General features: G+C 72.5%; 20 protein-coding genes and 1 tRNA gene. 11 read left to right on the top strand and 10 right to left on the bottom strand.

Features of this window, described 5'->3' with window-relative positions; translation table 11 throughout:
- Positions 1-24: 24 nt before the first annotated feature.
- Positions 25-1,257, bottom strand: a complete 1,233-nt coding sequence (locus tag K6T13_RS02115) for a homogentisate 1,2-dioxygenase (protein WP_222898112.1) — start codon at positions 1,255-1,257, stop codon at positions 25-27.
- Positions 1,258-1,319: 62 nt separating this feature from the next.
- Positions 1,320-2,606 carry an HNH endonuclease signature motif containing protein gene (locus K6T13_RS02110; RefSeq protein WP_222896536.1) on the bottom strand — a complete coding sequence of 429 codons (1,287 nt, stop codon included), beginning with the start codon at positions 2,604-2,606 and terminating at the stop codon, positions 1,320-1,322.
- A 243-nt stretch (positions 2,607-2,849) separates the two neighbouring features.
- Here K6T13_RS02110 and K6T13_RS02105 point away from each other — a divergent pair, with 243 nt between their 5' ends.
- From K6T13_RS02105 to fahA, 6 genes are all read left to right on the top strand, one after another.
- On the top strand, positions 2,850-4,730 hold the full coding sequence (locus K6T13_RS02105) for an ABC transporter ATP-binding protein (RefSeq protein ID WP_222896535.1): 1,881 nt from the start codon (positions 2,850-2,852) through the stop codon (positions 4,728-4,730).
- Complete coding sequence (locus tag K6T13_RS02100) at positions 4,727-6,649, top strand: ABC transporter ATP-binding protein (RefSeq protein ID WP_249423895.1); 1,923 nt, start codon at positions 4,727-4,729, stop codon at positions 6,647-6,649. The genes K6T13_RS02105 and K6T13_RS02100 overlap by 4 nt, the downstream gene beginning before the upstream one ends.
- 105 nt (positions 6,650-6,754) lie before the next feature.
- The gene (locus tag K6T13_RS02095; RefSeq protein WP_222896534.1) at positions 6,755-7,105 is read left to right on the top strand and encodes an ArsR/SmtB family transcription factor; all 351 of its coding nucleotides are present in this window, start codon (positions 6,755-6,757) and stop codon (positions 7,103-7,105) included.
- A complete protein-coding gene (locus K6T13_RS02090; RefSeq protein ID WP_222896533.1) occupies positions 7,102-7,593 on the top strand; it encodes an SRPBCC family protein in 492 nt (163 codons plus the stop codon). The genes K6T13_RS02095 and K6T13_RS02090 overlap by 4 nt, the downstream gene beginning before the upstream one ends.
- Before the next feature lie 73 nt (positions 7,594-7,666).
- Positions 7,667-8,506 (top strand): hypothetical protein, encoded by an 840-nt coding sequence (locus K6T13_RS02085; RefSeq protein WP_222896532.1) that lies wholly within the window; start codon positions 7,667-7,669, stop codon positions 8,504-8,506.
- A complete protein-coding gene (gene fahA / locus K6T13_RS02080) occupies positions 8,503-9,702 on the top strand; it encodes a fumarylacetoacetase (protein ID WP_222896531.1) in 1,200 nt (399 codons plus the stop codon). Before K6T13_RS02085 ends, fahA begins: the two co-directional genes overlap by 4 nt.
- Positions 9,703-9,712: 10 nt before the next feature.
- On the opposite strand, the gene K6T13_RS02075 is transcribed toward fahA, so the two are convergent.
- Positions 9,713-11,053: an MFS transporter gene (locus tag K6T13_RS02075; RefSeq protein WP_249423894.1), complete on the bottom strand. Its 1,341-nt coding sequence runs from the start codon at positions 11,051-11,053 to the stop codon at positions 9,713-9,715.
- 32 nt (positions 11,054-11,085) lie between these two features.
- Between K6T13_RS02075 and K6T13_RS02070 the strand changes: the two genes are divergently transcribed.
- The gene (locus K6T13_RS02070; protein ID WP_222896530.1) at positions 11,086-12,006 is read left to right on the top strand and encodes a metallophosphoesterase; all 921 of its coding nucleotides are present in this window, start codon (positions 11,086-11,088) and stop codon (positions 12,004-12,006) included.
- Between the two features lie 53 nt (positions 12,007-12,059).
- A complete protein-coding gene (locus K6T13_RS02065) occupies positions 12,060-12,725 on the top strand; it encodes a DUF2470 domain-containing protein (RefSeq protein ID WP_222896529.1) in 666 nt (221 codons plus the stop codon).
- A gap of 1 nt (position 12,726) precedes the next feature.
- On the opposite strand, the gene K6T13_RS02060 is transcribed toward K6T13_RS02065, so the two are convergent.
- From K6T13_RS02060 to K6T13_RS02045, 4 genes are all read right to left on the bottom strand, one after another.
- A complete protein-coding gene (locus tag K6T13_RS02060; RefSeq protein ID WP_222896528.1) occupies positions 12,727-13,248 on the bottom strand; it encodes a Dps family protein in 522 nt (173 codons plus the stop codon).
- Positions 13,249-13,460: 212 nt separating this feature from the next.
- Positions 13,461-13,904, bottom strand: a complete 444-nt coding sequence (locus tag K6T13_RS02055) for a Rieske (2Fe-2S) protein (protein WP_222896527.1) — start codon at positions 13,902-13,904, stop codon at positions 13,461-13,463.
- Between the two features lie 12 nt (positions 13,905-13,916).
- The gene (locus tag K6T13_RS02050) at positions 13,917-14,477 is read right to left on the bottom strand and encodes a DUF6529 family protein (RefSeq protein ID WP_222896526.1); all 561 of its coding nucleotides are present in this window, start codon (positions 14,475-14,477) and stop codon (positions 13,917-13,919) included.
- An 85-nt stretch (positions 14,478-14,562) separates the two neighbouring features.
- Positions 14,563-14,645: transfer RNA gene (locus K6T13_RS02045), tRNA-Tyr, on the bottom strand.
- A gap of 85 nt (positions 14,646-14,730) precedes the next feature.
- Between K6T13_RS02045 and K6T13_RS02040 the strand changes: the two genes are divergently transcribed.
- Together K6T13_RS02040 and K6T13_RS02035 are read left to right on the top strand one after the other, a co-directional pair.
- On the top strand, positions 14,731-15,222 hold the full coding sequence (locus K6T13_RS02040; protein WP_222896525.1) for a YajQ family cyclic di-GMP-binding protein: 492 nt from the start codon (positions 14,731-14,733) through the stop codon (positions 15,220-15,222).
- Positions 15,223-15,262: 40 nt separating this feature from the next.
- On the top strand, positions 15,263-15,688 hold the full coding sequence (locus K6T13_RS02035) for an SRPBCC family protein (RefSeq protein ID WP_222896524.1): 426 nt from the start codon (positions 15,263-15,265) through the stop codon (positions 15,686-15,688).
- Here K6T13_RS02035 and K6T13_RS02030 read toward each other — a convergent pair.
- From K6T13_RS02030 to K6T13_RS02020, 3 genes are read right to left on the bottom strand one after another with little or no spacing between them, the layout of a single operon-like run.
- Entirely contained in the window at positions 15,685-16,323 is a 639-nt protein-coding gene (locus K6T13_RS02030) for an antibiotic biosynthesis monooxygenase (protein ID WP_222896523.1), read from the bottom strand. The genes K6T13_RS02035 and K6T13_RS02030 overlap by 4 nt on opposite strands.
- A 59-nt stretch (positions 16,324-16,382) precedes the next feature.
- The gene (locus K6T13_RS17550) at positions 16,383-17,081 is read right to left on the bottom strand and encodes a response regulator (RefSeq protein WP_222896522.1); all 699 of its coding nucleotides are present in this window, start codon (positions 17,079-17,081) and stop codon (positions 16,383-16,385) included.
- Positions 17,078-18,652: a sensor histidine kinase gene (locus K6T13_RS02020; protein ID WP_222896521.1), complete on the bottom strand. Its 1,575-nt coding sequence runs from the start codon at positions 18,650-18,652 to the stop codon at positions 17,078-17,080. Before K6T13_RS02020 ends, K6T13_RS17550 begins: the two co-directional genes overlap by 4 nt.
- 160 nt (positions 18,653-18,812) lie before the next feature.
- Between K6T13_RS02020 and K6T13_RS02015 the strand changes: the two genes are divergently transcribed.
- Positions 18,813-19,820 carry a Bug family tripartite tricarboxylate transporter substrate binding protein gene (locus tag K6T13_RS02015; protein ID WP_222896520.1) on the top strand — a complete coding sequence of 336 codons (1,008 nt, stop codon included), beginning with the start codon at positions 18,813-18,815 and terminating at the stop codon, positions 19,818-19,820.
- Positions 19,821-19,822 lie beyond the last annotated feature (2 nt).

Genomic DNA, 19,822 nt, shown 5'->3' with positions numbered 1-19,822 from the left:
TCCGCCCTCGCGGCGCTGCCGTCGTCAGGAGTTGGAGTAGACGGCGGGGCCGCCGTCCTCGCCGTCGGCGTCGGGCCCGCGTCCGGCCCAGGTCCAGGCGTACGCCGGGTCCTCGGCCGCGACGCCACCCTCGCCCAGCTCGAGCGGCCGGAAGGTGTCGACCATGACGGCCGACTCCTCGAAGTACTCGACGCCGAGCGAGGCCTCGATCGCGCTCGGCTGTGGCCCGTGGGCGTGGCCGCCGGGGTGCAGCGAGATCGACCCGATGTTGATGCCCGAGCCCTTGCGTGCCTCGTAGTCGCCGCCGACGTAGAACATGACCTCGTCGGAGTCGACGTTGGAGTGGTAGTAGGGCACCGGGATCGCGAGCTCGTGGTAGTCGACCTTGCGGGGCAGGAAGTTGCACACCACGAAGTTCCAGCCCTCGAAGACCTGGTGGACCGGGGGCGGCTGGTGCACCTTGCCGGTGATCGGCATGTAGTTCTCGACGTTGAACGTGTAGGGGTAGAGGCAGCCGTCCCAGCCGACGACGTCGAAGGGGTGGGTCGCGTAGGTTAGCCGGCTCCCCACGATCCCGGCGGAGGTGCGGTGCTTGACCAGCACCTCGACGTCGGCGCCCTCGGCCTGCAGCGGCTCGTCGGGGCCGTGCAGGTCGCGCTCGCAGTAGGGGGCGTGCTCGAGGAACTGCCCGTACCGGGAGAGGTAGCGCTTGGGCGCGTGGATGTGGCTGTTGGCCTCGATGGCGTAGAGCCGGCTCGGCTCGGCGGGGACCCACCGGTGGTCGGTGGACCGGGGCACGAGCACGTAGTCGCCGGTGCGGTAGGGCAGCACCCCGAAGACCGTCTCGACGGTGCCCGAGCCGCTCTCGACGTAGACGCACTCGTCGCCGATGGCGTTGCGGTAGAGCGGGCTGGGGTCGGTGCCGGTGACGACGTAGGCGATGCGGACGTCGCCGTTGCCGAGGACCAGCCGCCGTCCCTCGACGGGGCAGGCGCCCTCCCCCTCGCCCTCGAAGAGGCTGTGGAGCTTGAGGTGGCGCGGCTTCAGCGGGTGGTTGGGCTGGAGGCGCTGGTCGCCGAGCTCCCAGACCTGGCTGTCGACGATCGCCGAGGGCACACCCCGGTGGTAGAGCAGCGAGGAGTCGGAGGAGAAGCCCTCCTCGCCCATCAGCTCCTCGCGGTAGAGGTTGCCGTCGGAGTCCCGCATCTGGGTGTGCCGCTGGCGAGGAACCTCGCCGACGCGCCGGTAGTAGACCACCATGAACGTCTACCACCAGCGCCCCGGGCACGACCACCCGGATTGCCGAATCCGGAGGTCGGTCACGTCCGCCTCGTGAACCTGATCGAGCCGTCGGGTAGTCGACGGTGGCGGTGGCCGGGGTCGTGGACGGCTCGGTGGTGGAAGCCGCAGAGCGGAACCATGTCGGCCAGGTCGGTCCTGCCCTGCTGGCTCCACGGCTGCCGGTGGTGGAGCTCGCACCAGGCGTAGGGGACCTCGCACCCCTCGGCCGTGCAGCTGGTGTGGCTCAGGGCGCCGGCGGTGCGTTGCGCCTCGGAGAAGAACCGGTTGGCCCGCCCGAGGTCGAGGGGCTGGGACTTGCCTCCGAGGACGGCGGGCACGAGGCCGGCCCCGCACGCCAGGCGGCGGGCCTCGGATGCGGAGATCACGTCGCCGGTGTCGAGCCCCGCGGCCTCGAGCCGTCCCTGGAGGGTCTCGAGGTCGAGAGTGACCACGACCGTGGCCGCGGTCTTGCCGTGCAGCCGATCCGTGGGGAGGTGCTCGAGAAGCTGGGAGAACGCGAGGCCGCGCTCGTGGGCCCAGTCGCGGTCGGCCACGCTCGTCGAGCCTGACGCCGTGTCCGCCGAGCCAGACGCCACGCCGGTCGAGCTTGTCGAGATCCTCCGAGGCGACGTCAGGGCGTCCAGCACCTTCTTCAGGACCGACCCGGCGACCAGCGGCACCGTGAAGTGACCGGACAGCGTGCCGTCGCCGTTGTCGTGGAGGGTGAGCCGGGTCTTCGCCAACGCCCGGGTCTCCTCGTCGACGAGCTGCGCGTTCTCGTGGGCGTCGACGCGGGTGGTGTCGCGCTCCACGGCCTGGAGTGCGCGACGCGCGAGCCTGCGGAGCTGGCCGGGGTCGACGCGCCGCGCCTGCTCGACCAGCCGCTGCTCGACCGTGGCGACCTGGTCGGCGGAGAGCCCGCCGGGGAGGCGCTGGGTGGCATGGGCGATCACTGCAGCGTGCTCCGTCGAGACCTCACCAGCGCCCAGGGCTGCCTGGGTGGCGGGCAGCTTGGCGTTCAGGTCGGCGGCGAGCTTCACCTCGCGGGACGCGGCCGCCGTGCCGGACCGCGTCTGGCGTGACAGCCACGCCCCGGTCGACGCACACCCAGCGTCCCGAGCCACCGAGGACCTCTCGGCGGCAGCGACCAGCCTCAGCTCCAGCGCATGCAGTCGTGACCGCGCGCGGGAGAGCTCGGCGATCGTCCCCGCGAGCTCCTCCGGCCCCAACCCGTCCACCCGGACGTCGTCCAGCGCCTCGTGCACCGCCGCCACCAGCGCGGCCGGGTGGCCGGGCGCGGGGTGGAGGTCGAGAACTGCCGTCATGCATCCATTCTCCCCGAACACATGTTCGAAGAAACCAGACGACCCGGAACTGTGCAGAAAGCCGGCAGGCCCACGTTTGTGGACATTGTGTGGTCGGGGCAGACGCCGTACGCCCCTGGTCGCTTGACCTGAAGTCCGCTTCAACACCTAGCGTCCGAACACGTGACGCTGACCACGCGCCGGGCGGACGGCGACGAAAACGAGTCGCCGGGCAGAGACGGGCGGACCTACGCTCGACGGGCCATGCGCGACTTCCCGCCCCTTGTCTCGACGTACTGGTCACCGGACGGCGACCAGCGTTCCGGGGTACCCGACACCAGCACACCCGGGCGGTTCCTGCGGTGGATCATCCGTCAGCAGGGTGCGGTCGTGGGGGTGGGCGTCGTCTTCGGCGTCCTCTGGCAGCTGCCGCTGATCATGGGTCCCTGGATCTTCGGCCGGGCCATCGACCACGGCATCGTCCCGGGCGACGCGTACGCCGTCGCGCTCGGCGCGGGGGCGCTGCTGCTCGTGACCCTCATCGGCGCCGTGTTCGGCATCTCGCTCCACACGTTGGTGGTCCGCAGCTGGCTGATCGCGCTCTACGGCACGACGATGATGGTGACCCGCAAGGCCGCCCAGATGGGGCACGTCCTCCCGCGCCGCTCGCCCACCGGCGAGATCCTCAGCGTCGCCTCGAGCGACTCCGACGAGTTCGGGGCGATGAACGAGATCATCGCCCGCGCCGGCGCCCAGCTCATCTCGTTCCTCGCGGTCGCCGCGATCGTGCTGGCCACCTCGCCACGACTCGGGCTGGTCGTCCTCGTCGCCGCGCCGATCCTCTTCGCGGTGGCACTGCCGTTCCTGCGCCCGCTGCACCGGCGCCAGGAGGTCGAGCGCACCCGCAACTCCGAGCTGACCTCGATGGCCACCGACATCGTGGCCGGACTGCGGATCCTGCGCGGTATCGGGGGCGAGCGGACCTTCGGGCGCAACTACACCCAGCAGTCCCAGAGCGCCCGCGCGGCCGGTGTCTCCGCCGGCATCTGGCAGGCGGTCATCGAGGCGCTCGGCGTGCTCTTCTCCGGCGTCTTCCTCGTGCTCCTGCTCTGGCTCGGGACCCGCGAGGTCCTCGCCGACCGGCTGACGATCGGCGAGCTGGTGAGCTTCCTCGGTTACGGCCTCTACCTGATCGGCCCGATCCGGACCTTCTTCGAGTTCGCGCAGAAGATCACCCGGTCGCTGGTCTCCGCCCGCAAGGCGATCGCCATCTTCGAGCCCGAGCCGCCCTGGCGCGACGCCGCCGAGCCGGTCGCCCTCGACCCGCGCGGGGAGCTGGTCGACGCGGCCAGCGGGTTCGTCGCGAGCGCGGGCGAGCTGACCGTCGTCGTGAGCGCGGTCCCCGAGGAGTCGGCGGCCCTCGCCGACCGGCTGGGCCGCTACCTCCCGGCCGACACCGATCCGGTGAGCGAGGAGGACGAGGAGGGCCTCAAGGGGCGGGCCGCCCGCCGGGCCCGCTCGGAGCGCGCCCGCCGGCGTGCCGAGCTCGCGGCCCGTGACGCCGCCCGCACGAGCGGGACCTGGGGCGTCCGCCTGGCCGGGGTCGACCTCGCCGACGCCGCCCTGGCCGACGTCCGCGCCACGATCCTGGTCAGCGACACCGGCAGCCAGCTCTTCGCCGGAACCTTGCAGGACGCCGTCGACCCGCACCGGCGGCTGACCCGCGAGCAGGCCGAGACGGCGCTGCGCGCCGCCAACGCCGAGGACGTGTACGACGCCATGCCCGGCGGCTGGCAGGGCGTGCTCGACGAGCGGGGTCGCGGCCTCTCGGGCGGCCAGCGGCAGCGTGTCGTGCTCGCCCGGGCGCTCGCGTCCGAGCCGCCGGTGCTGGTGCTCGTCGACCCCACCTCGGCCGTCGACGCCCACACCGAGGCCCGCATCGCCGAGCGGGTGGCCGAGCTCCGCGCCGGCCGCACCACGGTCGTCTGCACCGTCTCGCCGCTGTGGCTCCATCACGCCGACCGCGTGGTGCTGCTCGTCGACGGCGGCGTCGCGGCGAGCGGCCGCCACGACGACCTCATCGCCCACCACCCGGCCTACCGCGCCGTGGTCGCCCGCGCCATCGACGAGGAGGTGACCCCGTGAGCACGGACCTGCTCGCCGATTCGGCCGCCACCTGGTCCGACCACGCCTCCGACCGGCCGCCCGTCGACCCGCGCCTGACGCCACCCGCCGAGGCGACGCCGGTGGAGCGGCTCGCCGCCTGGCGGATGCGCCACCACCTGCGCCGGCAGGAGGCGGAGCAGGTCTACGAGGACTCGCGGAACCCCGAGCGGGGCTGGCCGGTCGCCGACGACCGCGCAGTGCTGGCCTTCGCCCGACAGCTGATCTCCGAGCGCCGACGTACCTTCGTGGCCCTGGTGGCTCTCAACGCCCTCGCCGCGGGTGCGGCCCTCGTCGTGCCCCGGCTGCTCGGGAACCTCGTCGACCGGACCGTCGAAGGCGCCGGTTCCGGCCTCGGCACCCTCGCCCTGGTCGTCGTGGCCGTGGTGTGCGCGCAGGCGCTGTTCACCTTCTTCGCCCAATGGGTCTCGACGCTCTTCGGGCAGGACCTGCTCGCCTCGGCGCGCGAGTACGTCGTGCGCGTGATCCTGCGGCTGCCGCTGGGCCAGGTCGAGAGCGCCAGCACGGGCGACCTGGTCACCCGCGTCACGCGCGACGTCGGCACGATGAGCCGCTCGGTGCAGTTCGGCCTGCCGATGGCGATCATCTCGCTGCTCACGGTCGCCCTCTCCGTGGTGGCGATGCTGCTCAACTCGGTGATCCTCGCCGTCCCGTCCCTGCTGGTGATCGCCACCAGCTACGTCGCGGTGCGCAGCTACCTGCGAACGGCCCCGAAGGGCTACATCACCGAGGGCGCGACGTACTCGCGCATCAACACCACCCTCACCGAGACGGTGGAGGGTGCCCGCACGGTCGAGGCGCTGGGCCTGGCCGGACGCCGGGTCGGCCAGGGTGACGACGACATCGACGTCTCGGCCCAGGCGGAGCGCTACACGATGTCGCTGCGCAACCTGCTGTTCGCCGTCATCGACATCGCCTTCAACACTCCCCGCGTGGTGACGCTGGTCGTCGGGGCGTGGGGCTACGCCTACGGCTACCTGACCCTGGGCCAGATCACCGCGGCCGTGCTCTACGTCGAGGCGCTCAGCGGCCCGCTGGACCGGCTGGTCGGCGAGCTCGACCGGCTGCAGGTGGGCGCGACGTCGACGGCCCGGTTGCTCGGCATCGCCCAGGTGCCGCCCGACCGGACGCCGGGCGAGGCGCTGCCCACCGGGCCGGAGCTGGTGGGTGAGGACCTGCGGTTCGCCTACCGCCCGGGGCACGACGTCCTCCACGGCGTCGACCTCGACCTGCGCACCGGTGAGCGACTGGCCGTCGTGGGCCCGTCCGGCTCCGGGAAGTCGACGCTGGGCCGGCTGTTGTCGGGCATCAACCGGCCCCGCACCGGCTCGGCCCGGGTGGGTGGCGTGGAGCTGGTCGACCTGCCGCTGGAGGTGCTGCGCACCGAGGTGGCGCTGGTGACCCAGGAGCACCACGTCTTCATCGGATCCGTGCGCGACAACATCGTGCTGGCACGCGAGGACTCCGACGACACCGCGGTGTGGGCGGCGCTGGCGGCGGTCGGCGCCCATGAGTGGGTGCAGCGGCTGCCCCGCGGCCTCGACACCCGGATCGGCTCGGGCCAGCAGGCGCTGACGCCGGCCCAGGCCCAGCAGGTCGCGCTGGCGCGGCTGATCATCGCCGACCCGCACACCCTCGTGCTCGACGAGGCGACCTCGCTCATCGACCCGCGGACCGCCCGGACGCTCGAGGGCTCGATGCACGCGCTGCTGGAGGGCCGCACGGTGATCGCGATCGCCCACCGCCTCCACACCGCCCACGACGCCGACCGGATCGCCGTGGTGATCGACGGGCAGATCGCCGAGCTCGGCTCGCACGCCGAGCTGGTCGACCGCGAGGACGGCGAGTACGCCGCGCTCTGGCGCGCCTGGACCAGCTGAGTCCCCCGCACACCCTTGCGCCACCGCGCATGTCGGCGTATTTTACTAATCGGCTAATTAGCCGATGATCAAAGTAGGGCTCCACCAGACCCGAAGGGCAGCACGATGACGCTGACGGCAGACCCGACGGCGGAGCAGCGGCTCGACATCGTCTTCGCCGCGCTCGCCAACGCGACGCGGCGGGCGATGCTCGCCCGGCTGGCCGAGGGCGAGGCGAGCGTCAACGAGCTGGCGGCGCCGTTCGCCCTGAGCCTGCCCGCGGTCTCCAAGCACCTGAAGGTGCTCGAGCACGCGGGCCTCATCACCCGCGGGCGCAACGCGCAGTTCCGCCCCTGTGCACTGCGGCCGGACGCGCTCGGCGAGGTGTCGTCGTGGGCCGACCGGCAGCGCGCGACGTGGGAGCGGCGACTGGACCGGATGGAGACCCGGCTCGAGCGACAGAGGGAGGAAGCATGACCGGCAACGCATCCACGGAGAGCGCATCGGTGGTCCTCGACCGCACGATCGGCGCCCCCATCGAGCAGGTCTGGCAGATGTGGGCGGACCCCGACCGGTTCGCCGGGTGGTACGGCCCACCGGGGGCGGAGGTCCGGATCGTCGAGATGGACGTCGCGGTCGGTGGCCGGCGCCACTTCAGCATGGCGATGGAGCAGCCGTCCGGGCCGGCGCAGATGTGGTTCGTCGGGGAGTTCCTCGACGTGGAGCAGCCCACGCTGCTGCGCTACACCGAGTCGATGAGCGACCCCGACGGCCGTGTGCTGGAGCCGGGCGAGGCGGGCCTGCCGCCCGGGCACCCCGCGACCACGCAGGTCACGGTGGCCCTCGCCGACGCCAGTGGCGCGACGCACCTCCGGCTGACCCACGAGGGCGTGCCGGCCGGTTCGCCGGGCGAGATGGGCTGGCGGATGGCCCTGGACAAGCTGGACGCCGCGCTCGCCGGCTGACCGCTGGCCACTCTCCCGGCAGGGTGCCCGCGGGCGGTGGGGCGGCCGCTGTGGCCGTCGTTACAGTGGCGGCGTGAGCCTCCCCGACGCCTGGACCGGACTGGTCGACGACGCGGCGGTGTTCCCGCCCGGCGACGTACCGCTGCCCGACGCGGTCAACGCCCACGTGGCCCGTCGGAGCGACTGGTACGCCGACCTGGTCGGGTCGTTCGTCGTCACCGACGAGCGGATCCCTGACATCGACCAGCCGCTGCGGCTCTCGGTGGTGGTGACCGGCGGCGCCGGCGCGATCGCCGGGGCGCTCCGACTCGCCGCACGCGGGGGCCACGAGCTCGCCGGCGTCGAGATAGCGCTCCGCGACCTCGACGACCTGGCCGGCAACGCGCGCCGGGTCACCACGGCCCTCGACACCGCCCTGGCCGAGGGGCTGCTGGCCGAGGACGTGCCGGCGTACGTCGAGCTGCCGGCGGTCCCCCAGGAGTCGGCCTGGCTCGCGGCCGCCGACGCCGTGGCCGAGGGCGGGCACCGGCTGAAGTTCCGCACCGGCGGCCTCGACGCCCACCTGTTCCCGGGCTCCGCCACGCTCGCCGCCTGGATCGACGCGGCGCTCGACCGCGAGACGCCGTTCAAGTGCACGGCCGGGCTGCACAACGCCGTGGCCCACACCGCGGACGACGGGTTCGACCACCACGGCTTCCTCAACGTGCTCCTCGCGACGCTGCGCGCCTTCGACGGTGCGACGACCGAGCAGGTCGTCGCGATCCTCGACGACCGCGACCCCCGGTCCCTCACCGACGCGGCAGCCGGTGAGGAGCTCGCGCGCGGCCGCCGCTGGTTCACCTCCTTCGGCTCCTGCTCGGTCAGCGAGCCCCTCGACGACCTGCTCGCCCTCGGACTCCTGGAGAAGCCGTGACCACCAGCTGGGTGGAGGGGGCCGCCGGCTCCCTCTTCGACGTCGACAACCTGCCCTTCGGTGTCTTCTCGCGCGGCGGCGAGGAGCCGCGCGTCGGCGTCCGGATCGGTGAGCACGTCCTCGACGTCGCCCCCGTCGCCGCGGCCGAGATGCTCGACGTCCACCACGTCTTCGAGGAGCGCTCCCTCAACCCGCTGATGGCCGAGGGGCCGCAGGTGTGGCAGTCGCTGCGCACCTGGCTGACCGGGCTGCTCACCGAGGAGGCCGAGCGCGACCTGGTCGAGCCGCACCTGGTGCCCCTGGCAGAGGTGACCCTCCACCTCCCGGTCGAGGTCGCCGACTACGTCGACTTCTACGCGTCCCTCGACCACGCCTCCAACGTCGGGAAGATGTTCCGCCCCGACGCCGAGCCGCTGCTGCCGAACTGGCGCCACCTGCCGGTCGGCTACCACGGTCGTGCGGGCACGGTCGTCGCCAGCGGCGCCGACGTCGTCCGCCCGCAGGGGCAGCGCAAGCCGCCGTCCGAGGACGTGCCGACGTTCGGCCCCTCGGTGCGGCTGGACATCGAGGCCGAGCTGGGCTTCGTGGTCGGTACGCCGAGCACGCTGGGCGAGCGGGTCCCCGTCCCGGGGTTCGCCGACCACGTCTTCGGGCTGGTGGGCCTCAACGACTGGTCGGCGCGCGACATCCAGGCGTGGGAGTACGTGCCGCTCGGGCCGTTCCTCGGCAAGTCCTTCGCCACCTCGATCTCCCACTGGGTGACGCCGCTGGCCGCTCTCGATGCGGCGTGGGTGGACCTGCCCGGCCAGGACCCCGAGCCGCTCCCCTACCTGACCGAGGGCTCGCCGCGGGGGCTCGACATCGAGGTGGAGGTCGAGCTCAACGGCGACGTCGTCGCCCGGCCGCCCTACCGCACCATGTACTGGTCGCCGGCGCAGATGCTGGCCCACCTCACCGTCAACGGCGCCTCCCTGCGCACCGGCGACCTGTTCGCCTCCGGCACCATCTCCGGGCCGGAGCCCGACCAGCGTGGCTCCTTCCTCGAGCTCAGCTGGGGCGGCCAGGAGCCCTTCGGGGAGGGCCGCACCTTCCTCGAGGACGGCGACACGGTCACCCTGCGCTACACCGCCCCCGGCACCGCCGGCGGTCGGATCTCGCTGGGCGACGTGACCGGGACGATTCTCCCCGCCCGCTGAGGATCACCCGTCAGACGCCTTCACGGTCGCTGAACCCGGGGTGCACGAAGGGTTCGCCCCGGCGCAGGGTCTCGATGGCGCCGGGGTGCTGACGACGCAGGTGGTCGAGGCCGCGGTAGCGGTAGCGCAGCACCTGCACCAGGCCCAGCCCCCAGAACGCGTACTGCACCGCGAAGGCGACCCGGAAGTCGTCGAGGTCGTAGGCGCCGACGCCACCGGGTTCGCGCAGGTCGAGCACCAGCCCGATCAGCAGCGTGACCAGCAGCGAGGCGGAGAAGCCGCCGACGTTGACCAGTCCGTTGGCCCGTCCGGTCTCGTCGAGCGGGGTGAAGGAGCGGGCGAGGTCGAAGCCGACCATGGAGGCCGGCCCGCCCGTCCCCATCGCACACAGCAGCACCACGAGCAGCCACATCGGGGCCGGCCCGTCCTGCAGGAGCACCGCCCCCCAAGCGGCCGCCATCGCCAGCACGATGCCGACCACGATCCAGGACCGGTAGTAGGGGAAGCGACCGACCGCCCAGCTGAGCGTCAGGCCCCCGACGATCACCCAGAGGGTCATCACCATCAGCAGCGAGCTCGCCAGCGTCGGCGAGAGGCCCTGCCCGCGCACCAGGAACGGGAAGCCCCACAACATCGCGAAGACCGTCATCGAGAACTGGGTGGTGAAGTGCGACCACATGCCCAACCGGGTGCCCGGGTTGCCCCAGACCGCCTGCAGCGAGCGGGTCAGGGCCCGCAGCTTGACGCGGGTCGGGCCACCACGCGCGTACGGCGAGTCCTTGACCAGCAGCGCGACGGCGACCATCAGCACCACGCCCACCGTCGAGGCCAACCCGAAGGAGCTGGTCCAGCCGAGCTCGCGCAGGGCGGAGGAGAGCGGGGCAGCGGCCACGATCGCGCCGAGCTGCCCGATCTGTCCGGTCAGCTGGGTCACCAGGGGCGCCTGCCGCACGAGGAACCACACCGACACCAGGCGGATCACGCTGACGAACACCATCGCGTCACCCGCCCCGAGCAGGGCGCGGGCGAGCACCGCGGCCGGGAACGACTCGACGAACGCGAAGGCCAGCTGGGCGCCGGACATGATGACCAGGCCCCACAGCAGCAGCGCGCGGGAGCCGAAGCGGTCGAGCAGCACCCCGACCGGGACCTGCATGCCGGCGTACACCAGCAGCTGCAGCACGGTGAAGAACGCGAGCTGGGTGGCGTCGACCCCGAAGCGGTCGGCTGCCAGCAGACCCGCGACACCGAGCGAGCTGCGGTGGAAGACCGCGAGCAGGTAGACCGACAGCCCGACCACCCAGATGACCCACGCCCGGCGCCGGCCGATGTCGTGGATCTGTTCGGTCACGCCGGGATCATCGCAGGCCCTACCGTGGAACCGTGGTCCAGTTCGGTCAGCACCCGCAGCCACGCCACGTCGTCGCGCACCTGAGCGACCCCCACCTGCTCGCCGACGGCGCGCTGCAGTACGGCGCGATCGACCCCGAGCCGGGACTGGTGCAGGCCCTCGAACGGCTGTCGCGGATCGACCCCGCCCCGCAGGCCCTGGTGTTCACCGGCGACCTCGCCGACCGCGCCGAGCCGGCGGCGTACCGCCGACTGCGGGAGCTCGTGGAGCCGTTCGCACGCGGGATCGGGGCCGAGGTGGTCTGGGTCATGGGCAACCACGACGAGCGGGCACCCTATGCGCGGGCGCTCTTCGGCACCGACGACACCGGGCCGCAGGATCGCGTGCACGAGGTCGACGGCCTGCGGATCGTGGCACTCGACACCACGGTGCCCGGCTACCACCACGGTGAGCTCTCCGCCGACCAGCTCGCCTGGCTCGCCGACGTGCTGGCCACCCCGGCACCACACGGGACGCTGCTGGCGCTGCACCACCCGCCGATCCCGGTCCCGACGGTGCCGGTGGCCGCCATCATCGAGCTCGCCGACCAGCAGCGCCTCGCGGACGTCGTGCGTGGCACCGACGTCCGCGGGATCCTCGGCGGTCACTACCACTACACGTCGTGGTCCCAGTTCGCCGGCATCCCCGTGTCGGTGGCCTCGGCGAGCTGCTACACCCTCGACCCCGCACCAGCGGCGCGACTGGTCTCGGGCGTGGCGGGACACCAGGCCTGCACGGTGCTGCACCTGTACGACGACCAGGTGGTCCACACCGTGGTGCCGCTCGCCGACGTCGCGGAGCTGAGCGGGCAGCCCGCGGAGGCGCTGGCGCTGGTCGAGGCACTCTCACCGGAGGAGCGCCGGGAGGTCATCTCCCGCAAGGACTCGGAGTTCAACCGCGACCTGCCGACCTAGGAACGGGCTGGGGGCAGCCTTGCGTACGTCCAAAGTAAGGGTAGCCTTACCTCATGACTGGCACCTCGGAGCCCACCTGGGCGGAGCGCGCACGCACCGCGCTCGCGCAGGCCACCACCGGATCGCTGCTCACGCGTGAGTGCCGGTCGACCGCCAACCTGACCGCGGTCACGGTCCACGACCAGGTCGCCGGTACGCCGGCTGTGTGGCTCTCCCCCGACTCCCCGGTCGTCGCCCGGCTCGCCGCGTGCCCGGTGGCGACGCTGGTCGTGCCGGCCCCGCTCGGCTGGGTGCTGCACCTGACCGGCACGTTCGCTCCGCTTCGCGACACCACGGGCGAGCACTGCGGATGCCGTGGCTACCGGCCCACCCTGCTCGGGGTGCGGCTGGTCGGTCCGGCCCGGGTGTCGATCCCCGTGGCGGAGTTCCTGGCTGCCCAGCCCGACCCGCTGCGCGACGACGCCGCCACGATGCTGCACCACCTCGAGGAGGCGCACGCCGCCGACTTGCTGGCCTGCGTGCGGGCCCACGGCCACGACGCACTGGCTGTCGTGCCGCGCGCGATCGACCGCTACGGGATCGAGCTCGCGGCGATCGCCGCCGACGGGGTGGACCGGCTGCGCCTGGCGTTCCCCGGCGGGCCGCTCGAGGGGCTCGACCGGCTCAACAGCGGCTGGCGGCTGCCGATGAGCTGTCGATGCGCCTCCAGACCAGCGTGAGTCACTCCTGGATGGAGCGCGGCTCGCTGCGGTTGGCGACGCGGTTCTCGGCGTCGATCATCCAGGCGAGCTGCTCGAGCCGCTCGAGCACGGTGTGGATGATGTCGGCGGTCGTGGGGTCCTCGGCGTCCACCTCGTCGTGGATCCGGCGGGCGGTGCCTGCGACGCCGTAGATCGCCGCGACGATCAGGTCGACGGTCTCGTCGGTCTGCACCTCCTCCGCGGGGAACGCCGGCAGGCTGGTCCGCGCCGCGACGGTGGCCGCGCGGGCGTCCGGGGTCACGTAGACCGCCCGCATCCGCTCGGCGATGTCGTCGGAGAACTCGCGGGCCGCGTCGACCACCTCGTCGAGCACGAGGTGCATGTCACGGAAGTTCTTGCCGACCACGTTCCAGTGGGCCTGCTTGCCCTGCAGGTGGAGGTCGGTCAGGTCCACGAGCAGCTGCTCCAAGTGGTCGGCCAGCTGCTGCGAGGCCTGGAAGGCGGGGCGGGTGGCCAGGGACTTCTCGACGGTCTGGGTCACGGGGTCGTCCTTTCCAGTTGACGTCTCCCCACCTAACACCCTTTTCTTGAACGATTCCAGTAAGGCAAGGCTTGCCGAGCCGCCCGGAAGCACGGCAACCGGTCACCCGACCGCCAGCAGCACGCCCACGGCGACCCCGACCGCGAGCAGCCAGACGAGCGTCGGCAGCAGCGCCACCCAGCGGCGACCGTCCGCGCTCCTGCGTCGCCCCGTCACGCGGTCACGACCTCGTCGTCCCGCACCTCGACCTCGACGGGCTCGAGCGGAGTGGGCGCGGGCCCGGCGACGACCTCCCCCGTCAGGGCGTCGAAGGCGCTGCCGTGGCACGGGCACAGGATCCGTCCGCCGGTCACCTCCGAGACTGGGCAGCCCTGGTGGGTGCAGATGGCCGAGAAGCCCCACACCTCCTCACCGGATCCCCGGACCAGCACCACGCCCTCGTCGACGAGCACCAGCCCGCCGTCGGCCGGGACCTCGTCCAGCGCCGCCAGCCGCCGCCCGTCCGACGGCGCGGTGCCGTAGGCGTTGGCCGCCCCGGGCTCCTCGGTGGTGCCCAGCCCTCCCAACCGCGCGACGGTGAACCCCGCCACCGCACCCACCGCCACCACCAGCCCGCCGCGGAGGGCCGAGGCTCGGGTGAGGGGTGGCAGCGACACGTCAGCTCCTCCTCACGTCAGCGGGAGGCCGCTGCGGCTGAAGAACCACAGCGCCGAGGTCAGCCAGATCAGGGTGAGCAGCGTCAGGACCAGGCCGCCCAGCAGCGGGACGGCCCACCCCGGAAGACCCCGCAGGCGCAGGCCGAGCATCTTGGCGGCGTACGCCCCGTAGAACAGGCATCCCACCACGGAGTGGAGGAGGACCCGCGGGCTGTCGGCGGCGAAGCCCAGGGCCCAGAGACAGTGCAACGCGGGCGGCAGGGTGAGGACGAACGCCGACGCGCCGCTCCACCGGTGCAGCGGTGCGGTCCAGTCGGGCGCCGGGTTCGAGGTCGGGAGCCGGCCCCACATCCAGAGCGCGGTGACGAGCTGTACGACGAGCAGCGCGGCTGCAGCCGTGGTGAACCACGCCTTCATCTGCAGCATCCCGGAGAAGCCGAAGGTCAGCAGCGGCCGGCCGGCCGGCTCGTGGAGGCCGGCGTAGGCACCCAGGACCACGGCGACCCCGCTACCGGTGGCGAGGACCGCCAGGGCCCCCACGCGGGAGGCGTCCGACTCGACGGTCAGGCTCACGGCACCATTGTGCGCCGCTCGGGTGTGGCGGGGCAGCGATGAGGCCCCGGAAATGCAGGAACCCCCGCACGGGGCGGGGGTCCGGTGGCAGGTCCAGGATTCGAACCTGGGTAGGCATAAGCCGACGGATTTACAGTCCGCTCCCATTGGCCGCTCGGGCAACCTGCCGTGTCTGAGCCCCGGCGATGACCGCGGCACGACGAGAAGGAAGGATAGCGTCCGTACGCCGCAGAGCCGAAACCGGAGGGCAGCCATGGCCGACTCGTCGTTCGACATCGTCAGCAAGATCGACCGCCAGGAGGTCGACAACGCCCTCGGGCAGACGGCGCGGGAGGTGGCGACCCGGTTCGACTTCAAGGGCACCGGCGCCTCGATCGAGTGGAAGGGCGAGGACGCCATCGAGATCACGGCCTCGGCAGACGACCGCGCCAACGCCGTGCTCGACGTCTTCAAGCAGAAGCTGGTCAAGCGCAACCAGAGCCTGAAGATCCTCGACGCCTCCGAGCCCCGCCAGTCAGGGCAGGAGTCAAAGATCGGCATCGCCCTCAAGGAGGGCATCAGCTCCGAGAACGCCAAGAAGATCAGCAAGCTGATCCGCGACGAGGGTCCCAAGGGCGTCAAGGCGCAGATCCAGGGCGACGAGCTCCGGGTGTCGAGCAAGAAGCGTGACGACCTGCAGGCCGTGCAGCGGCTCGTCAAGGAGCAGGACTACGACTTCGCGGTGCAGTTCACCAACTACCGCTGAGCGACGCCGGTCGGCCGCCGCCCCGCCTTACACTCGGCGCATGCCGGGCCTCCAGCACAGCGTCGTCATCGCGGCCCCGCCGGAGCGGGTCTGGGCTGTGCTGGTCGACGTCGAGCGCTGGCCCTCGCTCATCCCGACCGTCGACTCGGTCGAACGTCTCGACGCCGGCCCGCTGGCCGTCGGGGCCAGGACCCGGTTGCGACAGCCCCGGCTCCCCGAAGCCGTGTGGACGGTCACCGAGCTCACCGAGGGTTCGTCGTTCACGTGGGAGTCCCACTCACCCGGGGCCACCGTCGTCGCCAGTCACGTCGTCGAGCCGCACGCCGACGGCAGCCGGCTGAGGCTGAGCGTGACCATGACCGGTCCGCTCTCGCGGATCGGGTGGGCGATGACCCGCTCGCTGACGCACCGGTACGTCGACCTGGAGGCCGACGCGATCGCGGGCGCCGCCCGGTCTGCGGACTAGCGGGTCGGGGGAGCCTCGGACCGCCCCGTCGCCTCGTCGTCGCCGCCTCGCCACGGTGCCGGCTGGCCCTGGAGCCACCACTCCAGCCGTGAGGTCAGGAAGGGCAGCACCAGGTAGGTCATGATCGGGGTCATCACCAGCGTGCTCACCAGCACCCGCAGCACGGTCGGCAGCTCCGGCGCCGACGACGACACCAGCACGGTCGTCAGCAGGCTCAGCGGGAAGAACGCGAACCAGATCATCACCGCCTGCTTCCACCTGGGCGGTCGGCCGGGGCCCGCGAGCTGCTCCACGACGTACTCCTGCGGCGGGTCGAACCACCCCTCGATGCCCGTCAGCCGCTCCTTCCGGTAGTCCTCCACCAGTCCCTGCGCGGCGCCCAACCACCAGCGCCGCTCGTCGGAGGCCTCCCACGTGGCGAGCGAGTCGGGCCCGTCGAAGCGGTAGAGCATGTGCCACTCGTCCGAGGACTCGGCCGGTCGGACCCAGCCGGTGCCGAGGAATCCCGGGAAGCGCTCGGCGAGCGCGGACCCGGCACGCACCCACGCGGTCATCTGGTCGGCGTGCTCGGGACGGACCCTCCGGGTGATCGAGACCGTGACGGGCGCGGAGGTGGTGGGGTGCTCGGTGCTCACCGCACGAGGCTAGGGCGCTGAGAGGGGCTGGCGAGAACTGAGGTGTCGCCGCGGACGAGCTAACGCTGACCGGCCGGCTGCACCATCCGGTACTCGATCTCGGGCCGTCCGGCGGTGCCGTAGCGCGGTCGGCGTACGGCGCGGCCGACGTCCACGAGGTGCTCGAGGTAGCGGCGCACGCTGACCCGGGACAGCCCGATGGCCTCTCCGACCTCCACGGCCGAGCCCTCGCCCACGCGGGTCAGCTCCGCCACGACCTGGTCGAGGGTCTCCTGCGCCAGCCCCTTGGGCAGCCGGGCCGGCGGCTGCGACTCCGGGGCACGCATCAGCCGGTCGATCTGACGTTGGTCGAGCCGCTCCCCCGAGGAGGCGACCGCCCGCTGCCGGAGGTACTGGTCGAGGCGCTCGTGCAGTGCCGCCATGGTGAACGGCTTGACGAGGTACGCCGTGACACCGCCCGCCATCGCGGCGCGCACGGTCTCGGCCTCCTGGGCGGCGGTGACGGCGATGACGTCGACCGGTCGACCCGGCAGCTGCCGCACCCGCCGCAGCACCTCGACGCCGTCCAGGTCGGGCAGGTGGATGTCGAGGAGCACCAGGTCGGGGGCGAGGTCCTGCACCGCGAGGACGGCGTCCTCACCGGTGTGGGCGAGGCCGACCACGTCGAAGCCGCCGTGGGCCAGCAGGAACCCCTGGTGGATCCCGGCCACGGCCACCTCGTCCTCGACGACGAGGACGCGGGCACGACGGGTCGTCACGCCGGCACCACCGGCTCGTGGATCGCCTGCAGCCGCACCTCGAACCGTGCTCCGCCCGTGTCCGGGGACGACGCCGCGGCCCAGCCTCCTCGCCGGCGCGCGATCCGTGACACCAGCGCGAGGCCGATTCCCCGGGCGGGACGGTCACCGGTCGCCTTCGTCGTCACCCCGGGCTCGAAGACCCGGTCGAGCCGGTCGGCCCGGATGCCGGGCCCGTCGTCCTCGACCACGATCCGGACCTCGTCGTCCTCGGTGCGGAGCAGGACCCGAACGGTCCCGTCGTGCCCCACCGCCTCCATCGCGTTGTCGAGGAGGTTGCCGAGCACCGTCAGGACGTCGGAGGTGCCGTCGAAGCGGTGGGTGCTGGTGGGGTCGACCTCGATGACGATGCCGCGCTCGGCCCCGATCTGCGCCTTCCGCCCGAGCAGCGCCTCGACCTCCGGGTCGGCCACGCCCGGCAGCTCCACCGCCCGGGCCGACCCCGAGCCCGTCTCCCGGTCGATGAACCGGATGGCCTCCTCGGTCCGGCCGAGCTCGAGCAGCCCGGAGATCACGTGGAGCCGGTTGGAGAACTCGTGGCGCTGCACGCGCAGCGCCTGCGCCTGGTCGCGGACGCCCTCGAGGTGGCGCAGCGTCTCGCGCAGCTCGGTGCGGTCGCGGAGGATCACCACGGTGCCCACCTCGCGGCCGTCGACCACGGCCGGACGGCGCAGCGCCAAGAGGACCCGCTCGCCCGCGAGCACGAGGCCGTCGTCGGTGGAGCCGCTCTCGACGTGCTGCAGCAGGGTCCGGTCGAGCACCTCGGCGGCCGGCGACCCCACCACCCCGGCGTCCACGCCCAGCAGCCGCTGCGCCTCGTCGTTGACGAGGGCGACCCGGCCCCGCAGGTCGAGGGCGACGATGCCCTCGCCGATCCCGTGGAGCATCGCGTCCCGGGTCTCCAGCAGCGCCGCGATCTCCTCCGGCTCGACCCGGTGGATCCGTCGCCACACCACCCGCGAGACGAGCGCCGCGAGCAGGGTGCCGAGCAGGGCGGCGCCGAGCAGGAACACCGCGAGCAGCCAGAGGTCGTCGAGCAGGTCCGCCCGGAGCTGGGACTCGAGGATCCCGACCGACGCCATGCCGATGACCTCACCCTGCTCGTCGACGATCGGCAGCTTGACGCGCCAGCTCTCGCCCAGCGAGCCGGTCTGGGTGCCCGTGTACATCTCGCCGCTCTCCAGCGGCGTCGGGTCGGTGGTGACCATCTCGCCGAGCTGGTCGGGGTTGGGGTGCGAGTAGCGGATGCCGCGGTCGTCGGTGACCACGACGTAGGTGACGCCCGACGCTTCGCGGATCAGCTCGGCGATCGGCTGGATCGTCGCGGACGGGTCGTCGGACCCGAACGCCTCCACCACCGTCGGCAGCGTCGCCACGCTCTGCGCCACGCCGATCATCTGCTGCTGGTAGGACTCGCGGATCTGCGCGGCCTGCATGCGGGCCGCGACCACGCCCACGACGACGACCGTCGTCAGCACGATGAGGAGCTGCAGCCCCAGCAGCTGGGTGCGCAGCGGGACGCTCCGGAGCACCCGTTCATTGTGCCGCACCTCGCAGCCCCGTCCCGAGTCTCGGGAGCGTGACCACAAGTTCCAGTACGACGCTTACCTCCGCAACGTTCCGCCCGCCACGAGCCCGCTCCTACGGTTCCGGCACTTGTGACGCCCGTCACGACCGAAGGAGTGGAACCCCATGATCAGCACACGGACCCGCCGCGGCTCCCTCGCCGCCCTCGCCGTCGCCGGCACGCTCGCCCTCGCCGGCTGTGGCTCCCTGACCGAGAGCGCCGACAGCGACAGCGGTGCTGACGCCGGGATCGACCAGCTCAAGATCATCGTGCCGGCCGACCCGGGTGGTGGCTGGGACGCCACCGGCCGCGCCATGCAGGGCGTGCTCCAGGACAACGACCTCGTCGGCAACGCCCAGGTGGTCAACGTCGGCGGCGCCGGCGGCACGATCGGCCTGGCGCAGCTGGCCAACGAGCGCGAGGAGAACACCCTCATGGTGATGGGCCTCGTGATGGTCGGCGCGGTCGAGACCAACGACGCCGAGGCCACCCTCGAGGACGTGACCCCGGTCGCCGAGCTCACCGAGGAGCCGCTGATCGTCGTGGCTCCAGCGGACTCCCCCTACGAGTCCGTGAGCGACCTCGTCGCCGACCAGGCCGACCGCGGTCAGGGCGTCTCGGTCGCCGGTGGCTCAGCAGGCGGCGCCGACCACATCCTCGCCGGCCTGCTGTTGCAGGACGCCGGCGTGGACCCGGGCGGCCTCAACTACATCCCCTACTCCGGCGGCGGCGAGTCCCTCGCCGCCCTGCTGGGCAGCAAGGTGGACGCAGGCATCTCCGGTGTCGCCGAGTACGCGCCGCAGGTGGAGTCCGGTGAGCTCAAGGCCCTCGGGGTCTCCGGTGCCGAGCGGTCCGAGCTGCTGCCCGACGTCCCGACCCTCGCCGAGCAGGGCATCGACGTGGAGCTGACCAACTGGCGCGGCGTCGTCGCCCCCGGCTCGATCGACGACAGCAAGGCCGACGAGCTGACCCAGCTGGTGACCGACATGCACGGCACCGAGGACTGGACCACCGCCCTCGAGGAGAACGCCTGGGCCGATGCCTTCGTCACCGGCGACGAGTTCGGGACCTTCCTCGACTCCGAGGTGACCCGGGTCCAGCAGGTCCTGCGCGACATCGGTCTGGTCGAGTGACG

The sequence above is a fragment of the Nocardioides coralli genome, assembly GCF_019880385.1.
GTDB classification, from domain to species: domain Bacteria; phylum Actinomycetota; class Actinomycetes; order Propionibacteriales; family Nocardioidaceae; genus Nocardioides; species Nocardioides coralli.
This window is presented reverse-complemented; position numbering and strand designations above follow the sequence as displayed.